We start from the raw sequence: 25,619 nt of genomic DNA on the forward strand, positions 1-25,619 counted from the left end.
TACGGGGTCGAGCGCGCGTGATCAGCGCGTGATCGCGAGGCCGTATCGACCCGACTCGCGGTGGAGCGTGCAACGCGCGCCGAACGCGGCGCTCAGCGTCTCGCTCGTGAGCGCACGATCGATCGGGCCGCTCGCGACGGCGCGTCCTTCTCGCAGCACGAGCGCGTGAGTGACGAAGCGCGGGATCTCCTCGACGTGGTGCGTGACCACGAGCGTCGTCGGTCCGCTCTCGCCGACGAGCCGCTCGACGTCGTCGAGGAAGCGCTCGCGCGCCACGGGATCCAGCGAGACGCACGGCTCGTCGAGCACCAGCAGATCGGGCGCGCCGACGAGCGCGCGCGCGATGAGCACGCGCTGTCGCTCTCCTTGCGAGAGACGCCCGTACGGACGCCCGGCGAGCGACTCCGCGCGCAGTCGCGCGAGCGCCTCGCGGCCGCGACGTCGATCCTCGTCGTCGTAGGCGCGCCACGGACCGATCATCGCGTAGAGCCCCGACGCCGCGACCTCCTCCGCGACGTCCTCGGGACGCAGCCACGCCCCGAGCGTCGCGCTCACGACGCCCATGCGCCGCTTCATCGCGGTCGTGTCGCAGCGCCCGTACGTCTCGCCGAGCACGCGCACCACGCCCTCGGTGGGCCACGCGTATGCGGTCAGGATCGCGAGCAGCGAGCTCTTCCCCGCGCCGTTGGGCCCGAGGATCACCCAGTGCTCGCCGCGCGCGATGGTGAGCCGGACGTCGTCGAGCACGACGCGCCCTTCGCGCTCCCAGCGCGCGACGTCCATCTCGAGGATCGCCGACATGCGCCGCGCTATCCGCCGTCGACGGTGCGCGCGCAAGCGGGCGCGCGGGGCGTGGACACCCCGCGCGCGCCGCAGTGGGTCAGTCGCAGGGGAAGCAGCCCGCGGGGCCGTCCGGCGACTCGTAGCAAGCGGCGACGGTCGCTTCCTCGGCCGGGCTCAGCGCTGCGAGGCACGCGTCGAGCGACGCGAGCGCGAAGTCGCACGAGCTGGCGGAGCCGCCCGCGATGCACTCGTCGACGTACGCGTCGACCTGCGACTCGCAGACGAGCGAGAAGCAGTGCATCTCCTGGTACGCGACGCAGCCGCCGCAATCCATCGGAGTGTTCACCCGCGCCGAGCCGATGTAGTAGGACGTGCCGGGCGTCGTGTCGCCGGCGACCGCCGCGTTCCGGCACGACTGCGTGGTGCACGCGCGGTACGCGGCGCCGGTCGCCGAGCTACAGCGCGGCAGGCACGCCGCCGTGAGCGGCCCGAAGCTCCCGACGGGCACGTAGAGCACGCAGTCGCCGCCCACCGCTCCGGCGTCTCGACCACACGCGCCCGCGTCGGGCGGCGTGGGCGACGCGTCGATGCGACCGTCGGCGTCCGTCGTCGATCCATCGCTCGGCGTCGACGCGTCGTCCGAGCTCCCCGCGTCGTGCGCTCCCGAGTCGAAACGAGCGCCGCCGTCGCTTGGCCGCGAGCCTGGTTCGTCGTCTCCACAGCCCGCACCCATCGCCACGAGCACCATCGCGAGCCCGATCACGCTTGCGTTCCGCATCGCTCCTCCTCCAGCCGCGACGTCGCGGCGGCGCGATGGTAGAGGGCGCTCGGCGTCCGCGGGAGGAGAAAAGTTGCGGTGTCAGCGGCGCTCATCCACGCACGAAGCGCACACGCGACGACGCGTCGGGGTGACGCAGCGGCAGGTGTCGGACGCGCGGAAAACGTCCGTCGAGCGCGAGGCGCGCGCCGCGCGCACGGAGCGCACGCGCGAGGATCACGGACGTCTGCACGACCTCGAGCCACGCGACGTGGTACCCGAGGCAGAAGTGCGGGCCCGCGCCGAACTGCACGAGCTCGAGCGCGGTCGGCGGCGCCGTCTTGCCCATCCAGCGCTCGGGCACGAACGAGTCGGGATCCTCGTAGGTGCGCGGGCTGCGCGAGAGGAGCTCGATCGAGATCGCGACGATGCTCCCGGCCGGCACCCGTCGTCCCGCGATCTCGAGATCGACGACCGCGCGACGCGCGTCGCGCGCCACCGGCGGCTGCAAGCGGAGCACCTCGCGGAAGAGCGCCTCGGCGAAGCGGAACGCGCGGAGATCGCCCGGCGCGCGCGGCACGTCGGTCGCCTCGCTCTGCAGCCGCTCGAGCAACGAAGGAGACTCCGCGAGGTACGCGATGAGCCACGCGATCACCGTCGCGGTCGTCTCGTGCCCGGCGAGGATCAGCAGGCGCAAGTTGTCGAGGAGCTCGGCATCGGCGAGCGGCTCGCCGTGCTCGTCCTTCGCGCGCGAGAGCTGGGCGAGAACCGTGGTGTCGCTCCCGGCGCGCGCCTCGCGCACCAACGCGCCGATGCGCTCGTCGAGACGCGCCTTCGCCGTGAGCCCACGTCGGCGCGGCGTGCCCGGGAGGTCGAGCGGGACGCCGAGCGCGAGGAGCATGTGGTCCTCGTAGTCGCGCCTCCACACGTCGAGGTCGCGCTCCGGCACGCCGAGCATGCGCAGGATGAGCGCGAGCACGAGCTCACGCGTCGACGCGAGCGTCGTGATCACGCCGCGATCGATCCACTCGTGCACGTGACGCTCGATGACGTCGGCGAAGAGCGAGCCCACCCGCGCCGCGGAGAGCCCGCCCGGCGTGAACGCGGGGCCCATCACCGAGCGCGCGTGGCGGTGCGGCTTGCCGTCGAGCGTGATGACGCTGCGCCCGAAGAGATCGGGCAGCGTCTCGCCGACGTAGTCGGAGCTCGTCTGCACGTTCTTGAAGAGGTCGAACGACTCGGGCGAGAGGCAGCGGAGCTGCCACCGGCCGAACCCGGTGTCGGTCCAGTAGAGCGGGCCGACCTCGCGCTCCGCGATGCGATCGAGCCCGAGGGGATCGCTCGCGAGCGCGGGCAGATGACCGAGCGCCGGGAACGCACCGCGGAACACGGGCAACCCAGCGCGCTCGTGTGTCCGCCGCGCGAGGGGATTGAGGATCGGACCGGACATGCGCGGCATCGCAGCAGTGATCGCGCGCGATCGCAAGGAACGTGTGCGCGCTCGGCGCTTCGGCGAGCATCGCCGCACCGATGAGCCCCACGCTGCTGCGACCCGCGATCGCCCTCGTCCTCTGGACCTTCGTGATGTGGACCTGGATGTACCTGACCCGCCTCCCCGCGATCCGTCGTGCCGGGATGCAGCTCGACCCGAACGCGCCACGCGGCGAGCAGATGTCCACGCTGCCGCCCTCCGTGCGCTGGAAGGCCGACAACTACAATCATCTGTTCGAGCAGCCCACGCTCTTCTACGCGACCGCGATCTCGCTCGCGGTGATGGGCGTCGAGGGCGTCGTCGACGCCGCGCTCGCATGGGCGTACGTCGCGCTGCGCGTCGCGCACAGCGTCTTCCAGGCGACGGTGAACAAGATCGAAGTCCGGTTCGTGCTCTTCGTCGTCTCGTCGCTCGTGCTGCTCGCGCTCGCGATCCGCGCGGCCGTGCTGCTCTGGTGAACGAGTCGGACGAGGAGGACCTCGCGGCCCTCCTCGTCCTCCTCGCGTCATGCCTTGGCGATCGCCTTCGCGACCAGGCTCTCCGGCACCGCCGCGTAGCCCTCGAGGCGCATCGACGCGGTTCCGCGTCCCTGCGTCAGCGAGCGCAGCGCCGCGACGTACCCGGCGAGCTCCGCGAGCGGCGCGAGCGCGCGCACGCGACGCGCATCGCCCTCGCCCTCGAGCGCGACCACGCGACCGCGACGCGCGCCTAGGTCGCCGATCACGCTGCCCACCGCGCCTTCCGGCACGTCGATCTCGAGCTCCATCACCGGCTCGAGCAACACGGGCCCCGCGAGCGGCATGATCTCGCGGAACGCGCGCTCGGCGCAGATCTGGAACGCGAGCTCGCTCGAGTCGTTCGAGTGGAACGACCCGCCGAGCAACGTGAAGACGACGTCGACGACGGGACTGCCCGAGAGCACGCCCGAGGTCGCCGCGAGACGGACGCCCTTCTCGACGCCCGACACGTACTGCGCGGGGATCTCGCCGCCGCGCACCTGATCGACGAACACGACGCCCGTGCCGCGCGCGCCGGGCTCGAGCCGCACGCGCACGTGCGCGTACTGACCCGGACCGCCGCTCATCTTCACGTGCTTCGTCTCGTGCTCGGCCACGCGCGAGACGGTCTCGCGATAGGCCACGCGCGGCGCCGAGGCGCGCACCTTCACGCGGTGCGTCGTCTCGAGCCGTTCGACCGCGATCTGGAGGTGCAGCTCGCCCATGCCCGAGAGCGTGGTCTCGCCGGTCTCCGGATCGGTGCGCAGGCGCAGCGAGGGATCTTCGCTGCACAAGCGGTGCAGCGCAGTCCCCATGCGATCGCGATCGCCGCGCGTCGTCGGCTCGAGCGCGACGGTGATCACCGGCGCCGGCGCGTCGATCGCCTCGAGGACGATCTCCGCCGCCGGATCGCACAGCGTCTCACCGCTCGCGATCGATCCGCCGAGCACCGCTGCGATGCCGCCCGCGCGCACCTCCTCGACGTCCTCGACGGACGCCGCGAACACACGCACGAGCCGGCCGATCCGCACGCGCTCGCCACGAGGCGCGAGACGCACGGGATCACCGCGTCGCATCGTCCCCGAGTACACGCGCACGAACGCGCGCTGCCCCCAGTCGTCGTGCACGACCTTGAAGCAGAGCGCGGCCAGCGCCGCATCCTCGGACGGAGGGCGCTCCTCGCCGTCACGACCGCGCACCGGAGGCCGATCCGCGGGCGAAGGCAGGAGCGCGATCATGGCATCGAGCAGCGGCTGCACGCCCTTGTTGGCGTACGCCGCGCCCGCGAGCACCGGCACGAACGAGCGCGTCGCCGTGCCACGACGCAGCGCGCGCACGAACGTCGCATCGTCCGCGTCACCGCGCTCGACGTAGGCCTCGGCGAAGCCGGGATCCACGTCGGCGCAGAGATCGACGAGGCGCGCGCGTGCACGCTCCGCGACGTCGACGAGCGCGCCCGAGAGCGCGACCTCGTCGAACGCACGACCGTCTCCTTCGCCGCGCCAGATCAGCGCGCGACGTCGGATCGGATCGACGACGCCGACGAAGTCCTCGCCCTCGCCGATCGGCAGCGCGATCGGCGCCACACGAGCACCGAGGCGCGCTTCGATCGACGCGAGCGCGCGCTCGAAGCTCGCGCCCGGACGATCGAGCTTGTTGACGAAGACGATCCGCGGCACGTCGTGCCGGTCCGCCTGTCGCCACACCGTCTCGGTCTGCGGCTGCACGCCCGCGACCGCGTCGATCACCACGACCGCGCCGTCGAGCACGCGAAGGCTGCGCTCGACCTCGATGCCGAAGTCGACGTGGCCCGGCGTGTCGATCAGCTGGATCCGGTGATCGCGCCAGTCGCAGGTGATCGCCGCGGCCTGGATGGTGATGCCGCGCGCGCGCTCCGAGGGCTCGGAGTCGGTGGTCGTGGTGCCGTGGTGCACCTCGCCGATCGTGTGGATCCGCCCCGTGTAGAAGAGGATCCGCTCGGTCAGCGTGGTCTTTCCGGCGTCGACGTGCGCGACGATTCCGACGTTGCGCAGTCGTTCGATGGGGAGATGACGGAGCATGGAAGTCTCGATTCCGAACATCGACGGACGAGTCCGTCGCCGCGCGAGGGTGCCAGTCTGCATGGCAGTCGCGCAGAGGGGAACATCGACGCTCGCCCGCGAGGGCTCGAGCGAGCGAGGCTCGGTCGCGGCACCGCGTACGCGGCCGCCAGCGGCGTGATCACGACGGAACGCGCGTCCTCGAGCGCGCTCGTCCACGCCGCGGGCGAGCCCGCGCCGCGGTCAGAGCGACTCGGCGTCGCGACCGTAGAACGCCGTCACGCGCACGCACACGCGCACGACGGCGCGCGTGCGAGAGCACGCGAGGCGCAGCATCGTGGAGTCGGTACGCATGACGTCGCCAGTGATGCGCGCCAGTCGCGTCGCGCGCAAGCACGGAGTCGATCTCGCCCTCACGAGCGTGTGCGCATTCCGACGGTCGTGAGCTCGGTCGCGCGAGACGGATAGAACGTCGCGGGCTCGTAGCTCTCGTCACCGCGCGTCGTGACGATGCGGATGCGCCCCGCGCCCCCGCCTCCTCCGCCGGCGCGATCCGCGTCGCCACCGCGCTGCGCGACCCCGCTGGGATCCGCGCCCGCGCCGCCGCCTCCACCGGCTCCCTCCGCGTCGGCGCCGCGCGCCGGCGGCGCGCGCGATCCGTCGTACGTCGCGCCGTGGCCGCCGCTCTCGTCGCAGTCTTCGCAGCGCGCTCCGCGTCCGCCTGCGCCGCCGAGCGCGGAGAGCCTTCCACGAATCGTGATCACGTCGGACTCGAGCAGGATCGCGCCGCCCGAGCCGCCGCCTCCACCCGCGCCCGCGCGACGACCGCGCATCGAGGTCCCGCCTGCGCCGCCCTCGCCCGACGCGTCGATCGCACCACCGACGTCGATGCGCGTCGCGCTCGTGATCTGGATCCCGCCGCCGCCGTGACCACCTCGACCCCCAGCGCCGTGCGTGCCCGCGCCCCCGCCGCCGCCCGAGCCCGCGCACAACGGAACGAGCTTCTCGTCGCACCACACCACGCCGCCGCGGCCGCCGAACGCGCCGAGATCGCCGCTTCCCCCCGCACCTCCCGCGCTTCCGAGCGCGCCACCACCGCCACCGCCGCGATCGGTCCCGAAGCTCGCGAGCGTGCCCCCGGCGCCACCGCCCGCTCCGCCTCCGTCCCGCTGGTCGCCGTAGCCACCCCACGCGCCGCCCGGTCCCGGCCCGTCGATCCCCGCGCTCACCGAGATCCGACCGTCGACGATCACGTCACCCGCGGAGATCACGATGAGCGCGCGCGTGGCGCCGCGCAGGCCGGCGAGCACGCCGCCGATCTCGACGTGGAGCGAGCCGACGACGAACACGCCGTACTCCGCCACCTGCTCGTAACGAACTCCCTGCGCGACGCCCGTGCCCGGGCCGCGCATGACGTAGGGCTCGCTCGTCACGGTCGGGCGCACGACGATCGCGCCGGTGTCGGGATCCACGGTCCACGTCTCGTCGCTCCGCACGCGGAGCGCGGCGCGGCCATCGTCGAAGGACACTGCGCCTCCCACGTTGCTCGGCACGACGGGGTCGTGTCCCGCGTCGCTCTCGTGACGTGCATCGACCGGCTCGGGCGCGTCGAGCGGCGCGCTCGCGTCGAGCGGCGCGTTGGCGTCGAGCGGCGCGTTCGCGTCGAGCGGCGCGCTCGCATCGATCGCGCTGCCGGCGTCGGGGCTCGGATCGAGGCGCACCACGCAGAGGTCGCGCGCCTCGTCGCAGACCCAACCTTCGATGCATGGGCAACGCCGCCCTTCGAGGGCGATCGGGTCGAGCACGCAACCCACGAGCGCAGCGCTCGTCGCGAAGATCAAGCAGCGGACCACGCGGTCGACATGCGCCCCGCACACGCACCACAAGCCACCCGTCGAGGAACCACGCGCGCTTCGAGCGCGCATGCGGACGCTCGACCGGCGGTCGCCGTTCGGATAGTCTCAGCGTGTGATTCCAGAAACACGGAAATATCTTCTTTCGCTCGGCGCCCTGGTGATCGGCGCGTGCAGCAACTCCGGCGTCCCCGACTCGCAGCTCGTCCGCCTCGAGCTCGTCGGCCCGAACGACACCGACGTGATCGTGCTCGCGCACGCGAACGACGGCTCGTACCTCGAGACGCTCACCGCCGACCCCGACGGCATCGTTCGCTGGCAGCCTCCCGAGGAGACCGCGACCGTCACGGTGCTCTCGCGCTTCACCGGCGGCGGTGTCTCGCTGAGCACGTTCGTCGACGTGCCGCGCGGCGCGCTGCTGCCGATCGACCTGGGGATCGGCGCCGCCGAGGCGACCGTCCGACTGCCGGGCACGCTCGAAGGCGCGGAGTCGTACACGGCGGGGCTCGGCGAGTGCGCCGAGGCCACCACCGACGATCCCACCGAGCCGCTCCAGGTCACGCCGTGCGGCATCGGCGACGACGGCGTGTACAGCCTCGTCGCGGTCGCGCGCGACGCCGAGGGCGCGCCGATCGGCTACTCGGTGCTCCGCGGGCTCGAAGGCGACGCCGACGCGACGTTCCCTGCGTGGAGCACGGACCTCGAGAGCGTGCCGCTCACGCTGACCGGCTTCGACGAGGGCGACCTCTACTTCAGCATCCGCGCGTACCCGCACGCGCCCGACACGTTCCAGATCCTCGCGGCGTCGGAGAGCTTCGGCGCGGCGGACGCACCTGCCGCGATCGCCGCGATCCCCGGGCTCGGCGCGTCGTATCGCAGCTCGATCTCGTGGCGCGTGGGCCCGTTCGCGACGCGCATCACGCGCGCCGCGTCGGTCGTCGCGCCCACGCTCGACGCGGTCTCGTTCGACGCCGCCGCGTTCCCCGACGCGCCCGAGATCGACGCGAACGTGACGGACGTCGAGCGGCCGACGGTGTCGTGGACGACGAGCGACGATCCCGACGTCGACTCGGTCGCGGCGACGTTCTCGTTCGCCGCGGGCGACACCGGCATCACCTGGCGCGTGCTGATGCCGCCGGATCGCAGGAGCGCGCAGCTCCCCGAGCTGCCCGACGCGCTCGCGATCTTCCGTCCGAACGCGACCGCGACGGGCGTGACGGTCCGCCTCCAGCAGACCGACGACGTCGACGGCTACGTCGCGTCGCTCCTCGCGCGCGACGTCGGCGCGACGCGCTCCACCGCGATCCGCGCCGCGGTCTCGTTCCCCGACCGCGACATGGACGGCAATCCCGACGCGATCGACGCGTGCCGCGACTCGCCCGACGACGAGGAAGGCGACCCGTGCGACCACGACGAGGACGACGACGGCGTGCTCGACGTCGACGACGACTGTCCGTACGACGCGGGCACCACGGGCGCGCTCGGCTGCCCCGATCGAGACGGCGACGACGTGTTCGATGGTCACGACGCGTGTCCCGACGAGCCCGGCACGGTCGAGCTCCACGGCTGCCCCGACGGCGACGACGACGGAGTGCCGGACCGCGCTGACGCGTGCCCCGCCGAGCCCGGACCGATCGACTCCAGCGGCTGCCCCGACACCGACGGCGACGGCCTTCCGGACATGGCCGACGCGTGCCCTGCGGAGCCCGGCCCGCCGCCGCTCGGCGGCTGCCCCGACAGCGACGGCGACGGCATCCGCGACGCCGACGATCCGTGCCCGCACGGCGGCGAGCCGCCGACCTGCGGCGCGTGAAGCGACGACGCGGCTCGTGCTCGGCGTGAGCACGGGCCGCGATCACGTCAGCGGATCCAGCCCTCGCGGCGGTACCACTCGAGCGCCTCGCGAACGCCTCGCTCGACGGGGTGCTCGTGCCTCCATCCGGTCGCGCTGCGGATCGCGTCGCTCTTGCAGGTCCACGCTTCCTGCGCGCCCATCTTCGCCTTCTGGCGGTTGAAGAGGCGCGGCTTGCCGTCGACCTTCGTCGCGAGCTCGCCGCCGAACGCCGCGACCGACACGAGCATCTCGGGCAGATCGAGCGTCATCACGCGCTTGCCCGCGGCCTCGACGATCGCGCCCTGGAAGCGCTCCCACGTGATCGGCGTGTTGTCGCAGACGAAGAAGCCCTTGCCGATCGCGCCCGGATGCGCCGACGCGGCGAGCGTCGCGCTCACGAAGTCGTCGACGTAGATCGCGGAGAACCAGCGCTTGCGGTTCCCGAAGAACACGTTGCGACCGCGGCTGACCTCCTTGAAGAGCTCGAAGTAGTCGACGTCTCCGGGGCCGTACACGCCGCCCGGTCGCAGGATCGTCCACGGCAGTCGATCACCGACCGACTCCACCGCTTCTTCCGCCTCGCGCTTGCTCTCGCCGTAGAACTCGATCGGCTTGCGCGCGTCGCTCTCGACGAGCGCGCGCTCGGCCGTCGACGGGCCGTACGCGGTGAGCGACGAGACGTGCACGAAGCGCTTCACGCCCGGGTGCGCGCGCAGCAGCGCCTCGAGCAGGTTCTTCGTCGGCACCACGTTCGCGCGGCGGAAGTCCTCGTACGTCACGCCCTTCGTCGCGCCCGCGACGTGCAGCACGTAGTCGGGCTTCTCTTCGCGCATCACGCGCTCGAGCCCCGCGACGTCGTCGTACTCGGCCTCGACCGAGCGGCCCTTCTTCGCCGCGGGTGATCCCTTGCGACGGATCGCGACCACGTCGACGCCGCGCGCGAGCAGCGCGTCGCGCACACGTCCACCGATGAACCCGCTCGCGCCGGTGATCAGCGCCTTGCCCTCGAACCGCGGCTCGCTCGTCATGCGCGGCGCGATCTAGCACGCGCGCTTGACCCACGGCGCGTGCCCGTGAGACCGATCTCTCCCGCGCGATGGCCGTGACGACGAAGCCCGGCTCGATGCTCCTGCTCGAAGAGCTCTTCGAGCACGAGGATCCACGCTTCTTCGGCGAGATCGTCGCGTTCCGTCAAGCGCCCGAGACGACGAAGCACGGGCAGGGCAAGCACACGTGGGAGCTGCCCAAGAAGCGAGGTCCGTTCGCCCCGACGCGTCTCGGTGCGTTCGGCGAGAAGTGGGCGCGCGACTCGCGGCCGTGGGCGCGGCAGATGCTGCTGCGCTGGATCGACGAGACCGCGGGCGCGGCGCCGGGCCAGCGCCCGCTCGTGAAGCACGTCTTCAAGGCCGCCGAAGCGGCGCGCGACGCGGAGCTGATCGCGGCGTTCCTCGTCGCGTTCGATCGGCTCTTCCGTTACTCGCTGAAGCGATCGACGCGCTGGGACTGGAGGACCAGCGAGCAGCGCGAGATCGCGGTGCTGAAGCGCGTGAAGACACCGGGCACCGACCCGCTGCGCGCGCCGACGTTCTCGAGCCACACCCGCGCGCACCTCCGCCGTCGCGCGCTGCGGTTCTTCCGCGAGATGGGGCGCGAGGATCCCGCCGCGTTCCGCCGTTGGATCTTCGACGCGCTCGCGCGCTACGAGGACGCGCACGTCGGCAAGCCCGAGGATCTCGTCGCGAGCTGGAGCCTGATGCAGCTGCTGCATCACGGCTCCGACGCGATCGCGCTCTCGTCGCGCGGCGGTACGATCGTGCACGGGCGCAGCCTCAAGGATCTGCGTCCCGCCCCGCTGCATGCGGAGGCTTGGCGCGACCTCGACGCGCTGCTCTCGCTGCTGGTGCGCGCACGCTCGCTCTACGTGCGACGTCAGGTCGCGATGTGGATCGAGCAAGAGATGAAGGGCGAGCTCGAGTCGGTCTCGATCGCGATGCTGCGCCCGCTCCTCGCGTGCCCGCACGCCGACGTGGTCGAGCTCGCGTCGCGGCTCTTCGCGAATGCGCGCGGGATCGAGTCGCTCTCGATGAGCGAGTGGGACGCGCTGCTCGCGCTCGATCATCCGTCGCTCACCGCGACGCTCGCGACGTCGATGCGCGCGCACGTCAGCCCGTCGCGTGTCGATCTCGCGACCTGCGCGCGCTGGGCGTGCGCGAGCGCGGCGCCGATCGCGGAGCTCGGGCTCGCATGGGCGAGAGACAAGGGCGTGAAGGACGCTGCCGCGCTCGAGATCGCGCTGCCGATCACGCAGGCGCCGGTGGGCACGGTGCGCGCCCCGTCGCTCGAGTGGTTGATGCCGCTCGTCATCGGGCTCGGCGAGCCACGTCACCTGCGCGACCTGCTCGACAGTCGCTTCGACGACGTCCGCGCTCGCGCGCTCGACGTGCTCGCGGGCACCGAGCGCTTCCGCGACGAGCCCGAGCTCTGGGCCGCGCTCGCCGAGACGCCCTACCCCGACGCGCGCGAGCGACTGATCACGCACCTCGAGGCACGATCGAGCACGCTCGCACCGCAGAGCCTGCGTCACGTGTGGGCCACGACGCTGCTCGCGGTGCATCGCGGCAGCCGCGCCAAGCGGAGCGCCCTGACCCAGATCGCGACGCGCATCGCGCAGGGCGAGCAGGAGGCCGACGCGCTGCTGCCGCTCCTCGCGATCACGCTGCGCAGCGTGCGCGAGGCCGAGCGGCGCGGCGCGATCGTCGCGCTGGTGCGCGCCGCGATCGCATCACCGGCGCTGCGCGACGCGGTGCGCGCGCACGTGCCCTCGCTGGTGATCGAGTGAATTACGAGCTGCGATATCTCGGCAAGAGCAGTGTCGATCAGGGGCCCTATCGCTCCACGCTGCGCTTCTCGCCGAACCTCGCGCGAGACCGCGTGTGGCTCGACGGCGAGCTTCGCGATCCGCTGCGCTTCCGCGAGGCGATCTCGGCGCTGCACGCGGTCGTCGTCGGCGATCTGAAATTCGAGAAGCGCGACAAGAGCGCGTACGAAGCGTGGAAGAAGGCGCAGCTCGAAGAGGAAGCGCGAATTCGGAGCGAGGTGCGCACGAAGGAGCAAGTGCGCCTCGCCGCCGAGATCGCGAGCAGCCCGCCCTCGAAAGATCTCGAGAGCCAGTTCCGCACGATGCACCGCGTCTACTGGGATGCGCGCGTGAAGTGGGCGAACGAGCTCGCGAAGAACGATCCGCAGCTCTTCCGCTCGCTCGTGCCCTGCGATCCGATCGTCACCGTCGCCGACGACGTGGTGTTCTTCGAGTGCTTCTCGAAGGACGAGTCGAGCTACGGCGCGCTCTACCTCGATCGCGAGCAGCTCGACGGCGCGCACCAGGCCGCGCCCGGCACGACCAACGTCGACTACTCACTGCCGCTCTTCGATCATTTCCAGGGCCTGCGCACCTATCGCGCGACACGATTGAAGGTCGACCCCGAGGGCTTCGAGGTGCGCGTCGAGGGGCACGCGGATTATCGCGAGGAGAAGATCGATCTGCCGCCCTCGTGGCTGCGCGGCTTCGGTCAGATCTCCGCGGCGACCGGCCTTCCGATGCGGCGCGTGTCGCTCGACGTCGCGAGCGTGTACTCGGTGCTCGCGCACCTGAAGCGGCATCGCGAGAAGGAAGGACCGCGCGCGATCCGCTTCGAGCTCGTGCGCGGCAAGCCCGCGCGCCTCGTGCTCGAGCCGTGGAACGTCGCGATCGAGGATCGCGGTGTCGCGTACGACGGCGAGAAGGACGAGACGATCAAGGTCTGGGGGCGCCGGCGTCTCTTCGCGCTCGCGCGTCTCCTGCCGATCGCCGAGCGCATCGACGTGCACCTGCTCGGCAACGGCCTCCCGAGCATCTGGATCGTGACGATGCCGGGGATGCGCTTCGTGCTCGCACTGAGTGGTTGGACCTCCAACGATTGGTCGGGCGGCACGAACCTCGATCTGATCACCGGGACGTTCACCGCCGATGCCGCGACGCTCGAGCGCGTGGGCTCGACGCTGCGCGTCCGCCGCACCGGCACGCCGGCATCCCTCGCGAGCGAGACCGGCGATGCGCAGAAGAGCGTCGCCGCCGCGCTGCACCGTCTGAGCAAGCAGGGCCAGGCGGTCTACGACTTCGCGGCGGGCGCCTATCGCTTCCGCGACGTCGTCGAGGCTCGCGAGGCCGAGAAGGTGATCGGCCCCGAGCCCGAGGAGCTCACCGCCGCGCGCAAGCTCTTCGTCGAGCACCGCGTGAAGATCGAGCGCGAAGAAGCGCTCCGCGGAGGCAAGCGCCTGCTCGTCGCGCGCATCTCGGGCGAGTCGCCGGAGACGATCCTCGATCGCGACGGCGTGTTCTCCCGCGCGCGCTGCACCTGCACGCACCACCGTCGCTTCGGCCTGCGCAACGGCGCGTGCCGTCACTTGCTCGCGCTGCGCCTGATGGTGATCGGCAGCGCGGATGTCCGTCTCGCTGCCGGCTCGATCGGCGGTTCCTTTTTCGGGTGAATGCGATGATGATTCACCCGCTCGATTGGCACTCTCACACTCACCGATCCTGCGAGGAGCTCCGCGCGCACGAGCCCACTCCGTCTGTTTCGGCAGCGCGGAGACCGCGGCGTTACGCCGTGGTGGAACCTGCTTCCTCATGCAACCCCACGCCCGATGTTCTTTTGGGCGCCGCAGGGGCCTGTGTCCGACACCGGAGCGACTCGATGAGTCCGTCGGAACACAGGCCCCCGCGGCGCCTTCGTGATCGGACGTGGTCCAACGCACGAAGTCGAGCACGCGGGGCTCCTCGCAGGGCCGGTGATCAGGCCCCGTCACGAAACAACTCGGCTACGTTCGACGCAGCAACCTCGCGCGCTGTGTTGCTCGTCGTCGAAATGCCGCGAGCATTCCTCCTCCTCACGCCTTGCCCGCGAGGCGCCGCGTCGCCCTCGCGATCGAGTCGTTTCGTGACGGGGCCTGCATGAGCTTCTGGAAGAAGGTCGTCGACTTCTTCACCGGAGGCCCGACGTCGATCGAGACGAGCGCGGTCGGCACGAGCGGATCGCCGCTCGAGGCCGCGATCTGGAGCGCGATCAAGTCGCGCATGGCGAAGGGCGAGAGCTTCACGCCCATCGACGTCGTCGACGACGCAACCAGCAGCACGCCCGGCCGCACGGTGAAGACGATCACCGACGGTATCGCGTTCGTCGACGCGTTCTTCGCGCGCGGCCTCTTCGCCCCGCACGGCTACACGCGCACGCTGACGAGCACACCCAGCGGACAGAACTGGCTCTATCACCCGGCCTCGAGCGCGCCGCTCGTCGCGATGCCCGCGATCGTCGCGCAGCCCGCGCTGAAAGCGAGCGCGCCGGCGATCGATCCGTACGACGTCGGCTCGCTGCTCACGCTCACGCCCGCCGAGCTGCGCACGCGCGCGCTGAAGATCGTGCCGTGGCGCACCGCGTGGATCGGCCGCACCGACGTGATCCCGCCCGAGAGCGACGAGCGCACCGCGCTGATCGATCGCGGGCTCGAGCTGCGCGGTCTGCTCACGCGCGCGCAGCTCGTCGAGATCCATCGCGTCGGCGACGAGTGGCTGAAGCACAAGGACGCGCCTCGCCTCGCGCAGTCGCGCGCCGCGAAGAACGCGGAAGAAGCGGTCGCGCAGCTCCGCGCCGAGCGCGCGCGCACCAAAGAAGAGAAGCGCGCCGCGAGCGAAGCGCGGAAGAAGGCGCGCGCCGAGCGCATCGCGCGCCGCAAGCGCGAGGACATCGTCTATCTGGGCCGCGGAGTGTCGGCGCTGCTCGGCGATCGACGCGCCCACGTCGAGAAGCTGAATGCGCTCGGGCTGCCGGTGATGGCGAGCCCCGCCGACGTCGCGACGGCGCTCGGCGTCACGATCCCCGCGCTGCGCTTCTTGTGCTTCCACGCCGAAGCGGCGCGCCGCGCGCATTACGTGCAGTTCGACGTGCCGAAGCGCTCCGGCGGTGTTCGTCGACTGAGCGCGCCGATGCCGCGCCTCGCCGCCGCGCAGCAGTGGGTGCTCGAGCACGTGCTCGAGAAGCTCCCGGTCGAGCGCCCCGCGCACGGCTTCGTGCCGGGCCGATCGACGGTCACGAACGCGCGCGAGCACGTCGGGCGCGACATCGTGATCAATCTCGACCTCGAGAGCTTCTTCCCGTCGATCACGTTCCCGCGCGTGCGCGGTCTGTTCGTCGGCGTCGGGTACTCGCCCGCGGTCGCGACGATCCTCGCGCTGCTCTGCACCGAGAGCGCGCGGACGCGCGCCGAGTACGACGGCGCGAAGTACGACGTCGCGACCGGACCGCGCGCGCTGCCGCAGGGCGCGTGCACGAGCCCCGCGATCTCGAACCAGATCGCGCGCAAGCTCGATCAGCGACTGCGCGGCCTCGCGGTGGCGCGAGGCTGGACGTACACGCGCTACGCGGACGACCTCACGTTCAGCGCGCCCGAAGGCAAGCGCAGCGAGATCGCGCGCCTGATCGCGCGGATCCGCCACGTGGTCGAGGAAGAGGGCTTCCGCATCCAGGTCAAGAAGGGTCGCGTCCAGCGCGCGGGCGGGCGCCAGACCGTGACCGGCATCGTCGTGAACGAGACGCACAAGCTCGGCGTGCCGCGCGAGGACGTGCGGATGCTGCGCGCGATCCTCCACAACGCGAAGAAGACCGGCCTCGCCGCGCAGAACCGCGACGCGAAGCCCGACTTCGAGGCGTGGCTGCGCGGGAAGATCGCGTACGTGCAGATGATCGACCGCGCGCGCGGCGACGCGCTCCTGCGCGCTCTCGACGCGCTCTGAGGCGGCATCACTCCGGGAGCACGACGAGCCCACGCTCGTCCTCGAAGGGCACGGTGTCTCGCGCGTGCACGCGGAAGAACACGCCCTCGTCGGTCATCGGCAGGTACTGGTAGTACCAAGACGCATCGTCCCGCGCGGCGTGCGCGTCTCGTGCCGCGCGCAACATCGCGGCGTCGACGGGATCGTCGACGAGCGCGCCCGCGCCGACGGCGGTCACCGGCTGCTCGACGCGCGCGAGATCGAGCGCGCCCGTCCACTCGATCGCCGGTGCCGGCGCGTCGTGATCCAGCGTCGAGGTCGTCACGCGCATCGGTCCGTCGACCGGCTCGCCGATCTCGTAGAGACGCTCGAGCCACGCGCGGCTCCGATCGGCCAGCGCGCGCGTCCAGCCGGGCTAGCCATCGCAATCACGACAGCGCGACACGCGGCGCCCGACACGCCAGAACGACGAGCCCGGTCCACCGTCGTCGACGATGTCGTCGAACCCGCTCTCCTCGCCGTCGGGCCACGGGACCGCGAAGAGGTCGGCGTTCATCTCACGCAACATCGCGTCGTCGAGCACGCCGTGCCGCACCGGCGCCCAGCGGACGTACGGAGTCTGATCGCCGCGATATGCCCAGTACTCGCAGTCGCTCGAGACGAGCAGGAAGCGCGTGCCGTTCTCCACGAGCATCGCGGCGCCCAGAAGCTCGTCCGCGGAGCCCGGCACCACGTGCGCGAAGAAGAGCGCGCGCTCCTCGCCGCACACCAACGGCGCACCGCGCGCTGGCTCGCACGCGGCGAGCAGCATCGTGGTCGCGAGCGCGAGCACTCGGGTCCGCATGCGCGTCATGGTGCGCGACGCGCAGCGACGCTCACAAGCCCGCACGTTCGCCGCGGTCCTCCGGCACGACCTCGACTTGCACCCCCCACGGGGTCGCCCCAATGTCCGGCCCGCGCCATGCGCCTCGGGAACGACCTGATGAACGCCTGGAATTGCATTCGTCCTCTCGCGGTCGCGATGCTGCTCGCGAGCTGCGAGGACGCGGGGCCCACGCTGATCGAAGCACCGCTCGGCGAGTTCCCATCGAGCGTCGAGCAGCTCGGCATCTACCTCGACCCCGCCGATCTCGAGAGCGTCGATGCACGCGCCGTCGCGTACGCGCCGACGCACGAGCTCTGGACCAACGGCGCCGCGAAGCACCGCCACGTCGTGCTGCCCGAGGGCGAGACGATCGACGCGTCCGATCCCGAGCGCTGGACCTTCCCGACCGGCACGCTGATCTTCAAGACGTTCGCCTATCCGCGCGAGGACGGAACGCAGCGCCCCGTCGAGACGCGCGTGATGCGCCTGAACGACGAGGGCGAGTGGGACTTCGCGTCGTACCGATGGGACGACGACGGACGCGGCGGCGCGCGCGCCGAGCTGCGCGTCGCCGAGATGGTCTCCGTCGAGGCGTTCGACGAAACGTTCGATCACGCGATCCCGAGCCTGCGCCAGTGCCGCCAGTGCCACGAGGCCGGTCAGCGCCGCGTGCTCGGCCTGAACGATCGCTCGCTCGCGGACGACACGAACGAGCTCGATCGCCTCGTCGAGTCGGGCGCCGTCGATCTCGGCGGTCGCGCGCCGCTCGTCATCCCCGCGCACGAGAGCGCGGACGAGCGCGCGGTCATCGCGTACGCGTGGGCGAACTGCGCGCACTGTCACGACGGCAGCGTCGGCACGAACGCGGCGTTCGATCTGCGCCCCGAGGTCTTCCTCGAGAACACGATCGATCGCGAGACCGAGAGCGAGGCGTCCGCCGCAGGCATCCGTGTGGTGCCCGGGGATCCCGACATGAGCGTCATCGTGAGCGCGATGCTCGACGACGACGGCGCGCGCGCGATGCCTCCGCTCGGAGTGCAGCGCCGCGACACCGAGTCGATCGCGCTCATCCGACGCTGGATCGCAGCGCTCCCGACGACGACGCGCTGACGGAGATTCGAACGATGGTCTGTCGCTGGTTCCCTTCCTTCTTCCTGTTCCTCTCTCTGATCGTCGCGTCCTCGAGCCCAGCTTCCGCGCAGGACGAGCCCGTCGCGACCGAGCCCACCACCGAGCCGACGCGGGTCGAGGCGACGTCCGCGCCCGAGACGACGACGCCCGAGACGACGACGTCCGACACGACGCTCGCGCCGGCGGAGCGAACCCCCGTCGACGCGAACGCGCCGGCGGTCGTCACGGTGGCGCCGCCGCTTCCGCGCCTGGTCCGGCCGCACGCGTTCGAGGGCGAGGCGATCATCGACACGTTCTGGGGCTTCCACGTGCACGGCCGCGGCGCGATCGCGCTGCACGAGATGGTCGACTTCACCGTCCACGCGACGCTCTACACGAGCCCGCGGCTCGGCGGCGCGAGCAGCCGCACCGTCGACGTCCTCTGGGTCGAGACCGGCATCGGCGCGCGCGCGGTGCTGCTCGACGGCGCGCTCTGGGCCGGCGGCGAGATCGGCCTGATGCACGGCGCGCTGCTCTCCGACAGCTCGGAGGCGATCCCGCTCGACGGCATCGCGGTGCGTCCGTACGTCGACGCGCGCGTGCCGCTGATCGATCACGTCGTGGGCATCGACGGGCTCGCGCAGTTCACGGTGTTCGCGCCGCTGCGTCAGGGCTCCGGAGAGACGCGCACGCTCTTCCACACCATCGCGCGCGTGGGCGCGTACCTCTTCGACATCGTCGCGCTCGGGCCCTACTGGGAGCACCTCTTCGTCGAGACCGCGGGAGGCAACCTGCATCCCGCGACGTGGCTCGGCGGGTACGTCGAGGCGCGCCTCGACTTCGGTCTCGTCGTGGGCGCCGCCGCGGGCGTGGATCTCACGCCCGACGAAGGGCTCGACGACGGGGAGTTCTATCGCGCCTGGCTCGGCTGGCGTCTGTGAGGTTGGCAGTGCGGACTCGATCGCTTCTCACGCTCTCTCTCGCGCTCGCGCTCACCGCGTGCGGCGGTGACGACGACGGCCCGGTCGGGCCCGTCGATCCCTGGATGGAGTTCACGCCGCTGCAGCTGCCCGAAGGCACGATGCCGCTCGTCGGGGCGGCCGTCGTGCCGGGCACGGACGACGAGATGATCCTCCTCGAGATCCTCGGCACCGTGCGCCACGTGCGCATCGAGGAGGACACGGTCACGGAGCTCGGCTCGTTCACGATCACGCTCGAAGACGGCTGCTCGCTGCTCTCGACCGCGTTCGATCCCGACTACGAGACGAACCACTTCCTCTACGTCGGCCAGTGCACCACGGTCACCGGCAGCGAGATCGTGCGCTACACGTTCGCGCCGCCCGACTACGAGAGCGTCGTCGCGAGCGCACAGCGCATCTACTTCGTCGACGAGCCGATGGCGACGCGCGCCTGGCACCAGGTCGGCTCGATCGGCTTCTTCGACGACGGCTCGATGTGGGCGCTCTTCGGCGAGCAGCTGCGCAGCGCGAACGCGCAGGACGTCACGAACGACCTCGGCAAGATCCTGCGCATCGTGCCGAGCCGTGATCCCGCGATGGGCGGCTCGACGCCCTCGCCGCTCAACCCGTTCGCGTCGGGCGGCGGCGACGAGAGCCCGAACGTCTGGACGTGGGGCGTGCGCTCGCCGTTCCGCGGCGCGCTCGACGCGAGCGGCAACCTCTGGGTCGCCGACGTCGGCGAGAACACGTGGGAGGAGATCAACGTGGTGACCGGCCCGGGGCAGAACCTCGGCTGGCCGGTCCACGAGGGCCTCTGCCGCGAGCTCGACTGCGACGATTTCGTGCAGCCGATCGTCTCGTGGTCGCACACCGACGATCACCGCTTCGTCCTCGAGGACGAAGAGACCGAGAACACGACGAAGCGCAACGCGTACGTGGGCCTCGAGTACCAGCCGCGCAACGCCGATCAGTACGGCGGGCGCCTCACCGGCCGCATGATCTACGGCGACATGTGCGCGGGCTGGGTGCGCTCGGTGCAGCGCGGAAGCGACGGCCGTGCGGTCGCGGATCGTTTCGACGGCCACCGCCCGTACATCTCGCAGTGGATCCAGGGCGGCGACGACATGCTCTACGTGACGACGCTCGGCCTCTGTGACGATCCGGGCGCAGGCCCGCTCGAGCCCGCGGGCCTCTGGCGGGTCAGCGTCGCCGAGTGAACGACGTTCACGGATTCGTGAACGTCGTTCACTTTTTCTTCACGGCGTGACGACGACCTTGCCCATCACGCGCCGCTGCGCGAGGTCGTCGAGCGCCTGCGCCGTCTCGTCGAGCGAGTACGTGCGGTGGATCGGCGGCTTCACCGCGCCCGCGCGCCACATGCGGATCAGGTCCTCGACGATCGCGCGCTGCTTGTCGGGCTCGCGCAGCGCGAACGCGCCCCACTGCACGCCGACCACGTCGCACTCCTTGAGCAGCGCGAGGTTGAGCGGCAGCTTCGGGATCGTCCCGCTCGCGAACCCGATGACGAGGAAGCGCCCGCGCGGCCGCAGCGCGCGCAGCGCGGGCTCGCTGAGATCACCGCCCACCGGATCGAACACCACGTCGACGCCGCCGAGCGACTTGAGCGTGCCCTTCAGATCCGCCGCGGGATCGATCGCCTGATCGGCACCGAGCGAGAGGCAGAACTGGCGCTTCTCCTCGCTCGACGCGGTCGCGATCACGCGCGCGCCGAGCGCCTTCGCGATCTGGATCGCCGCGACACCGACGCCGCCCGCCGCGCCGAGCACGAGCACCGTCTCGCCGCGCGTGACACGACCGCGATCGACGAGCGCGTGGTGCGCGGTGCAGTACGTGAGGAAGAGCGACGCGCCGACCTCGAAGGGCATCTCGTCCGGCATCGCGAAGCACTGCGCGGGCGCGAGCACGATCCGCTCGGCGAACCCGCCGAACCCGCAGAACGCCATCACGCGCTGCCCCGGCGCGAACCCGAGCACGCCGGGCCCGACCTCGCGCACGACGCCCGCGATCTCTCCGCCGGGCGAGAACGGAAGCGGGGGGCGCATCTGGTAGAGCCCCTGCACCATCAAGAGGTCGGGGAAGTTCACGGGCGCGGCTTTCACGTCGATCACGAGCTGTCCGCCCGACGCGCGAGGCGCATCGATCTCGCGGACGGCGAGCGACGAGGAGACGGGACCGAGCGACTCGCAGAGGACGGCGCGCATGAGCGACGTTCTCGGACGCCTCTGCGCTCCGCGTCAAGCACCGCCACATCTGCGCCCCGCGCCGTCTGCGCGTTTCGCGGCCCGACTGCCGCGAAATCTCCGCGTGCTCGGACGTGTCCGCGTGGGACAACGAGCGGGTGCTCGCGTCCCTCGACCGCATCGCGCTCGCGCTGACGACTCCGATCGCGGTGCTCGCGCTGCTGCGCATCGCGCCCGGGCTCTCCGGCCATCCGTTCGACGCGCTCGAGGCGTACTCGGGATGGGCGCTCGCGAGCGCGTGGGTCGCGCTCGGCTACGCGATCACGCGGCGCAGGCCGGCGCTCGCGATGCTGGCCGCGCCGGGGGCCCTCGTGCACGCAGGACTGATCGCGCAGCTCGTCGTCGCGCCCTCTGCGCGCGCCGACGACGACGGGCTCGTGCTGCGCGTCGCGACCGCGAACCTCTACGCCGGCAACCCGCGCCCGGACGCGCTCGCGTCCGAGCTCGCCGCGCTCGACGTCGACGTGCTCGCGCTCGAGGAGCTCACGCCGCGCTGGCGCGAGGTGCTCGGTGAGCACGGTGTGCTCGCGCGCTTCCCGCACCGCGTGATCGACGATCGCGACGACTGCTTCGGCATCGCGCTCCTCTCGCGCGTGCCGATGGACGCGACCATCGAGGACCTCGCCGGCGTGCCGATGATCGACGCACGCCTCACGACGAGCGCGGGCCCGCTGCGCGTGCTCGCGGTCCACACGATCCCGCCGCTCGGCCCGGACGCGGCCGACTGGAACGCGCAGATCGCGCTGCTCGCACGCCTCGCCTCGTCGTCGCGCGAGCCGACGATCGTCACCGGCGACCTCAACGCGAGCCCGTTCGGGCGCGGCTATCGCGCGCTGATCGACGCGGGCCTGCGCGGCGCGCACGAGTCCGCCGGACGCGGCCTCGCGACGACGTGGCCCAACGGCGCGCGCCTCTTGCCGCCGATGCGCCTCGACCACGTGCTCGTCTCGCGCGGCATCGGCGTGCGCGAGGTGCGCGAAGGACGCGGCGAGGGCAGCGATCACCGCCCCGTGATCGCCACGCTCACCGTGCGCTAGCGATCACTCGTCCTCGGTGTCGAGGACTTCGCCCGCCTTGATGCCGTGCTGGCGCAGCAGGCGCTCGAAGCTCTTCCGGTGCACGCCCGCGTCCGCCGCCGCGCGATCGAGATCCCCACCGCAGCGCTTGAGCACGCGGATGAGGTACTCGCGCTCCATCGGAGCGACCCAGCGCTCGCGCGCATCCTTGATGGGCAGGTCGTCGGCCACGTCGATCGACGGCGACGTCGCTTCCTCCCCCGTCAGATCGACCGGCGACGGCGGCGGCGGACGGCTCGACGTGCCTCCCGGGCCCGCGCCGAGCCGCAGGTCGGCCGCGCGCAGCATCGGACCGCTCGTCATCATCATCGAGCGACGCAGCACGTTCCGCAGCTCGCGGACGTTGCCCGGCCAGTTGCGGCGCTCGAGCTCCTCGATCGCCGACCCGTCGAGCTGCGGCGGACGTGCACCCGGCTCCGCGTACTCGTCGAGGATGCGCTGCGCGAGCAGCCCGACGTCCCCGCGCCGCTCCCGCAGCGCGGGCAGCGACACGACGACCTCGGCGAGGCGGTAGTAGAGGTCCTCGCGGAACTGCCCCTGACGCACCATCCCCGGAAGATCGCGGTGCGTCGCGGCGACCACGCGCACGTCGACCTCGAGCAGGCGCGTCGAGCCGAGCCGCTTGATCTCGCGGCGCTCGAGCACGCGCAGCAGCTTCGGCTGCAGATCGATCGGCAGCTCGCCGATCTCGTCGAGGAACACCGTGCCCCCGTGCGCCGCCTCGAACGCGCCGATGCGCTGGCGATCCGCGCCGGTGAACGCGCCACGCTCGTGCCCGAACAGCTCGCTCTCGATCAGGTTGTCGCTGATCGCACCGCAGTCGACGACCACGAACGGCTTCTGCGCGCGCCGCGACGCCTCGTGGATCGCGCGCGCCGCGAGCTCCTTGCCGGTGCCCGTCTCGCCGACGAGGATGCACGAGAGGTCGGTCGGCGCGAGCTTGGCGAGCAGCGCGAACACGGGCTTCATCGCCTCGCTGCGCCCCCAGAGCTGACCGAAGCGGTCACCGCTCTGCTGCTCGATGCGCTCCCACTTCTTCTTGGGCTGGAAGAGGATCTCGGTGTCCCCCAGCCGGATCCGCGCGCCCGGCGCGAGGAACGCCTCGAGCACCGGGGTCCCGTCGACGATCGTGCCGTTCGTCGACTCGAGGTCGCGCACCACGTAGCGATCGCGCTGCACGGAGACCATGCAGTGACGACGGCTCACCGTGTCGTCGCTGAGCACCAGGTCGTTCGTCGGCGCCGTCCCGATCGCGAGCGAATTGCCCGTGATCTCGGCCTCGAGACCGCGATCCGGCCCCGCGACCACGACGACCTTCTGGCGGTGCTCGAGCAGCACCGGCCCGGTGCCGTCGTCGCGGATCTGCGTCCCCCGGAACGTTCCCTCGCCCGCCCCGGGACCGCCCTGCTCTCCACTCTCCATGCGAGTCGAGAAGCTACCACGACCACCCCGCGCCTCGCACGAACGGAAGCGCGGCACACCTTGACGTTGGCCCCCGCGGCGCATACACGCGACGGTCACCTGGAGCGAAGACATGGACCGCGCGCGCGAGCACCTGAACGCCCTCTTCGAAGCCGATCGCGCGCTCCGCGCGGCCGAGGACGCGTTCCTCGAGTCCGCCGAGGAGAAGCAGATCGCGCACACGCTGTCGTCCGCGGTGCGCGAAGCGCTCTCGCTCGAGGATCGCGACGAGCAGGAGATGCGCCTGATGCGCCTCGCCGATCTCTGCGCGCAGGTGCAGGGCCCGGAGACGGTCGACGCGCTGCTCGCGATCCTCGATCACGACGAGCCGGCGGTGCGCAACGAGGCCGGCGAGTGCCTGCTCGACGTCGCGTACGAGCGCTTCAAGGAGGTCGCGACGGGGATCGAGCGCCTGCTCGGGCGCGGTCACTCCGGGCACTCGATGGAGGAGCTGCCGTTCGTCCTGTGCGAGATCCGCGATCCCGATCCGCTCCCGCTCGTGTCGCGCTTCCTCGCGCACCCCCGCGGCGAGGTCGTCGCGGCCGCGATCGAGGCGCTCGCCGCGTACGGCGATCCCGGCGCGATCCGCCACCTCGAGAAGCTCACCGAGGACCCGCGCGAGGTCACGCTCCCCGAGCTCGAAGACGCGACCGCGACGATCGGCGATCTCGCCGCGGACGCGATCGCCGAGCTCGAGGGCGATCCGGGGGACGGCGCGTGACCGACGACCGGGGCACGCGTCGTCCGACGTACCCTGGTCATCCTCCGATCCCCTCCCCCGCGCGGCGTCCGTCGTCGCAGCCCGAGCTGCCCGCGACGAGCGAGATCGAGCTCGTGAGCGACGAGCCCACCCAGCGCCGTCCGCCGTCGACTCCGCAGATGCCCGCGGTGCGCCCGCGCTCCGAGCCCCCGCCCTCACCGCGCGGGATGCGCGTGGGCCCGAGCACGACGCCGCAGGAAGCGGCCATCTACGACAGCGTCGTGGTGCCGCGCTGGTCGTCGATGTTCGGTCGCGCGATCGTCGCGCGCATCCCGCAGGGCGCGCGCCTGACCGTGCTCGACGTCGGGTGCGGCACCGGGCATCCGGCGTTCGACGTGATGCGACGGCTCGGCGAGGGTGGCCGCGTGATCGCGATCGACCGCGATCCGGCGCTCGTCGATCTCGCGCGTCGGCGCGCGCTCGACGACGCGGGCAAGCGCATCTTCTTCAAGATCGAGCCGCTCGAGCACCTCTCGTTCGGGGACGAGGTGTTCGACATCGCGGTGGGCAACCTCGTGATGGGCTCGGTGGACGACGAGGGCGCGTCGCTCTCCGAGATCCGCCGCGTGCTCGCGCCCGGCGGACGCGCGCTCCTCACGCGCCCGCTCGCGAGCACCTTCGAGGAGGTGCTCGACATGTTCCGCGAGATCGCGGTGCGTCGCGATCACGCGGCGCTCGCGCGACGCATCGAGCAGCTCGCGCTGCGTCATCCGACGCCGAGCGCGTGGCGCGCACAGCTCGCCGCCGCGGGCCTCGACGACGTGCACGTCGACGTCGAGGAAGTGCGCCTCCCGTTCCGCAACGCGCGCGAGATCTTCACGGACCCGATGGTGCGCCTCGTCGCGATGCCCGAGTGGCGCTGGCTCTGCGGCATGCAGCCCGGCGACGAGTCGATGCTCGAGCAGGTCGAGAAGGCGCTCGACACGTACTTCGCGGGCGGCCCGATCTCGCTCACGGTGCACGTCGGGCTGGCCGACGCACGCAAGCCGGGCTGAGCCTCACACGTCCGAGCCCGCGCACTCGCGGGTGCTCGCTCGCATCGTCGACGCCGACGACGACCGAGTCCC

The 25,619-nt window shown here is 71.7% G+C and carries 21 protein-coding genes; 11 read left to right on the forward strand and 10 right to left on the reverse strand.

Features of this window, described 5'->3' with window-relative positions; translation table 11 throughout:
• Positions 1-21 precede the first annotated feature (21 nt).
• The 3 genes from DB32_RS31080 to DB32_RS31090 form a co-directional block, all read right to left on the reverse strand.
• Positions 22-801 (reverse strand): ABC transporter ATP-binding protein, encoded by a 780-nt coding sequence (locus DB32_RS31080; protein WP_053236276.1) that lies wholly within the window; start codon positions 799-801, stop codon positions 22-24.
• 79 nt (positions 802-880) lie between these two features.
• Complete coding sequence (locus DB32_RS31085) at positions 881-1,561, reverse strand: hypothetical protein (RefSeq protein ID WP_053236277.1); 681 nt, start codon at positions 1,559-1,561, stop codon at positions 881-883.
• 91 nt (positions 1,562-1,652) lie between these two features.
• Entirely contained in the window at positions 1,653-2,930 is a 1,278-nt protein-coding gene (locus DB32_RS31090) for a cytochrome P450 (RefSeq protein WP_053236278.1), read from the reverse strand.
• Between the two features lie 140 nt (positions 2,931-3,070).
• Between DB32_RS31090 and DB32_RS31095 the strand changes: the two genes are divergently transcribed.
• The gene (locus DB32_RS31095) at positions 3,071-3,490 is read left to right on the forward strand and encodes an MAPEG family protein (protein ID WP_053239016.1); all 420 of its coding nucleotides are present in this window, start codon (positions 3,071-3,073) and stop codon (positions 3,488-3,490) included.
• A 47-nt stretch (positions 3,491-3,537) separates the two neighbouring features.
• On the opposite strand, the gene fusA is transcribed toward DB32_RS31095, so the two are convergent.
• Positions 3,538-5,589: an elongation factor G gene (gene fusA, locus DB32_RS31100; RefSeq protein WP_053239017.1), complete on the reverse strand. Its 2,052-nt coding sequence runs from the start codon at positions 5,587-5,589 to the stop codon at positions 3,538-3,540.
• 392 nt (positions 5,590-5,981) lie between these two features.
• Positions 5,982-7,421, reverse strand: a complete 1,440-nt coding sequence (locus DB32_RS50065; protein WP_053236279.1) for a hypothetical protein — start codon at positions 7,419-7,421, stop codon at positions 5,982-5,984.
• A gap of 115 nt (positions 7,422-7,536) precedes the next feature.
• Between DB32_RS50065 and DB32_RS31110 the strand changes: the two genes are divergently transcribed.
• A complete protein-coding gene (locus DB32_RS31110; RefSeq protein WP_157069597.1) occupies positions 7,537-9,234 on the forward strand; it encodes a thrombospondin type 3 repeat-containing protein in 1,698 nt (565 codons plus the stop codon).
• Between the two features lie 47 nt (positions 9,235-9,281).
• Here DB32_RS31110 and DB32_RS31115 read toward each other — a convergent pair whose 3' ends face one another.
• On the reverse strand, positions 9,282-10,283 hold the full coding sequence (locus DB32_RS31115) for an NAD-dependent epimerase/dehydratase family protein (protein WP_053236281.1): 1,002 nt from the start codon (positions 10,281-10,283) through the stop codon (positions 9,282-9,284).
• Between the two features lie 68 nt (positions 10,284-10,351).
• Here DB32_RS31115 and DB32_RS31120 point away from each other — a divergent pair, with 68 nt between their 5' ends.
• From DB32_RS31120 to DB32_RS31135, 3 genes are all read left to right on the forward strand, one after another.
• On the forward strand, positions 10,352-12,094 hold the full coding sequence (locus DB32_RS31120) for a hypothetical protein (protein WP_053236282.1): 1,743 nt from the start codon (positions 10,352-10,354) through the stop codon (positions 12,092-12,094).
• Positions 12,091-13,782, forward strand: coding sequence for a hypothetical protein (locus tag DB32_RS31125; RefSeq protein ID WP_053236283.1), 1,692 nt, complete (start codon positions 12,091-12,093; stop codon positions 13,780-13,782). Before DB32_RS31120 ends, DB32_RS31125 begins: the two co-directional genes overlap by 4 nt.
• A gap of 463 nt (positions 13,783-14,245) precedes the next feature.
• Positions 14,246-16,081 carry a reverse transcriptase family protein gene (locus DB32_RS31135; protein WP_240481271.1) on the forward strand — a complete coding sequence of 612 codons (1,836 nt, stop codon included), beginning with the start codon at positions 14,246-14,248 and terminating at the stop codon, positions 16,079-16,081.
• 7 nt (positions 16,082-16,088) lie between these two features.
• Here DB32_RS31135 and DB32_RS31140 read toward each other — a convergent pair whose 3' ends face one another.
• Together DB32_RS31140 and DB32_RS31145 are read right to left on the reverse strand one after the other, a co-directional pair.
• Entirely contained in the window at positions 16,089-16,385 is a 297-nt protein-coding gene (locus DB32_RS31140) for a hypothetical protein (protein WP_157069598.1), read from the reverse strand.
• 90 nt (positions 16,386-16,475) lie between these two features.
• Complete coding sequence (locus DB32_RS31145) at positions 16,476-16,904, reverse strand: hypothetical protein (RefSeq protein WP_157069599.1); 429 nt, start codon at positions 16,902-16,904, stop codon at positions 16,476-16,478.
• 138 nt (positions 16,905-17,042) lie between these two features.
• Here DB32_RS31145 and DB32_RS31150 point away from each other — a divergent pair, with 138 nt between their 5' ends.
• Genes DB32_RS31150 through DB32_RS31160 form a run of 3 tightly spaced genes read left to right on the forward strand, consistent with a single transcriptional unit; the run spans position 17,043 to position 20,211 of the window.
• Positions 17,043-18,035, forward strand: coding sequence for a hypothetical protein (locus tag DB32_RS31150; RefSeq protein WP_157069600.1), 993 nt, complete (start codon positions 17,043-17,045; stop codon positions 18,033-18,035).
• A 14-nt stretch (positions 18,036-18,049) separates the two neighbouring features.
• Positions 18,050-18,976, forward strand: a complete 927-nt coding sequence (locus tag DB32_RS31155; RefSeq protein ID WP_053236289.1) for a DUF6733 family protein — start codon at positions 18,050-18,052, stop codon at positions 18,974-18,976.
• Positions 18,977-18,984: 8 nt separating this feature from the next.
• Complete coding sequence (locus tag DB32_RS31160; protein ID WP_053236290.1) at positions 18,985-20,211, forward strand: PQQ-dependent sugar dehydrogenase; 1,227 nt, start codon at positions 18,985-18,987, stop codon at positions 20,209-20,211.
• A gap of 39 nt (positions 20,212-20,250) precedes the next feature.
• Here the strand turns inward: DB32_RS31160 and DB32_RS31165 are convergent, their stop codons facing one another.
• Entirely contained in the window at positions 20,251-21,216 is a 966-nt protein-coding gene (locus DB32_RS31165; protein ID WP_053236291.1) for an NADPH:quinone oxidoreductase family protein, read from the reverse strand.
• A 137-nt stretch (positions 21,217-21,353) separates the two neighbouring features.
• On the opposite strand from DB32_RS31165, the gene DB32_RS31170 reads away from it, so the two are divergent.
• Positions 21,354-22,292, forward strand: a complete 939-nt coding sequence (locus tag DB32_RS31170) for an endonuclease/exonuclease/phosphatase family protein (protein ID WP_157069601.1) — start codon at positions 21,354-21,356, stop codon at positions 22,290-22,292.
• Positions 22,293-22,295: 3 nt separating this feature from the next.
• Here the strand turns inward: DB32_RS31170 and DB32_RS31175 are convergent, their stop codons facing one another.
• A complete protein-coding gene (locus DB32_RS31175) occupies positions 22,296-23,753 on the reverse strand; it encodes a sigma 54-interacting transcriptional regulator (RefSeq protein ID WP_053236293.1) in 1,458 nt (485 codons plus the stop codon).
• 112 nt (positions 23,754-23,865) lie between these two features.
• Here DB32_RS31175 and DB32_RS31180 point away from each other — a divergent pair, with 112 nt between their 5' ends.
• The gene (locus tag DB32_RS31180) at positions 23,866-24,513 is read left to right on the forward strand and encodes a HEAT repeat domain-containing protein (RefSeq protein ID WP_053236294.1); all 648 of its coding nucleotides are present in this window, start codon (positions 23,866-23,868) and stop codon (positions 24,511-24,513) included.
• Positions 24,510-25,547, forward strand: coding sequence for a class I SAM-dependent methyltransferase (locus DB32_RS31190; protein ID WP_083457994.1), 1,038 nt, complete (start codon positions 24,510-24,512; stop codon positions 25,545-25,547). Before DB32_RS31180 ends, DB32_RS31190 begins: the two co-directional genes overlap by 4 nt.
• Positions 25,548-25,619: the final 72 nt, after the last annotated feature.

This window comes from Sandaracinus amylolyticus (assembly GCF_000737325.1).
GTDB classification, from domain to species: domain Bacteria; phylum Myxococcota_A; class Polyangia; order Polyangiales; family Sandaracinaceae; genus Sandaracinus; species Sandaracinus amylolyticus.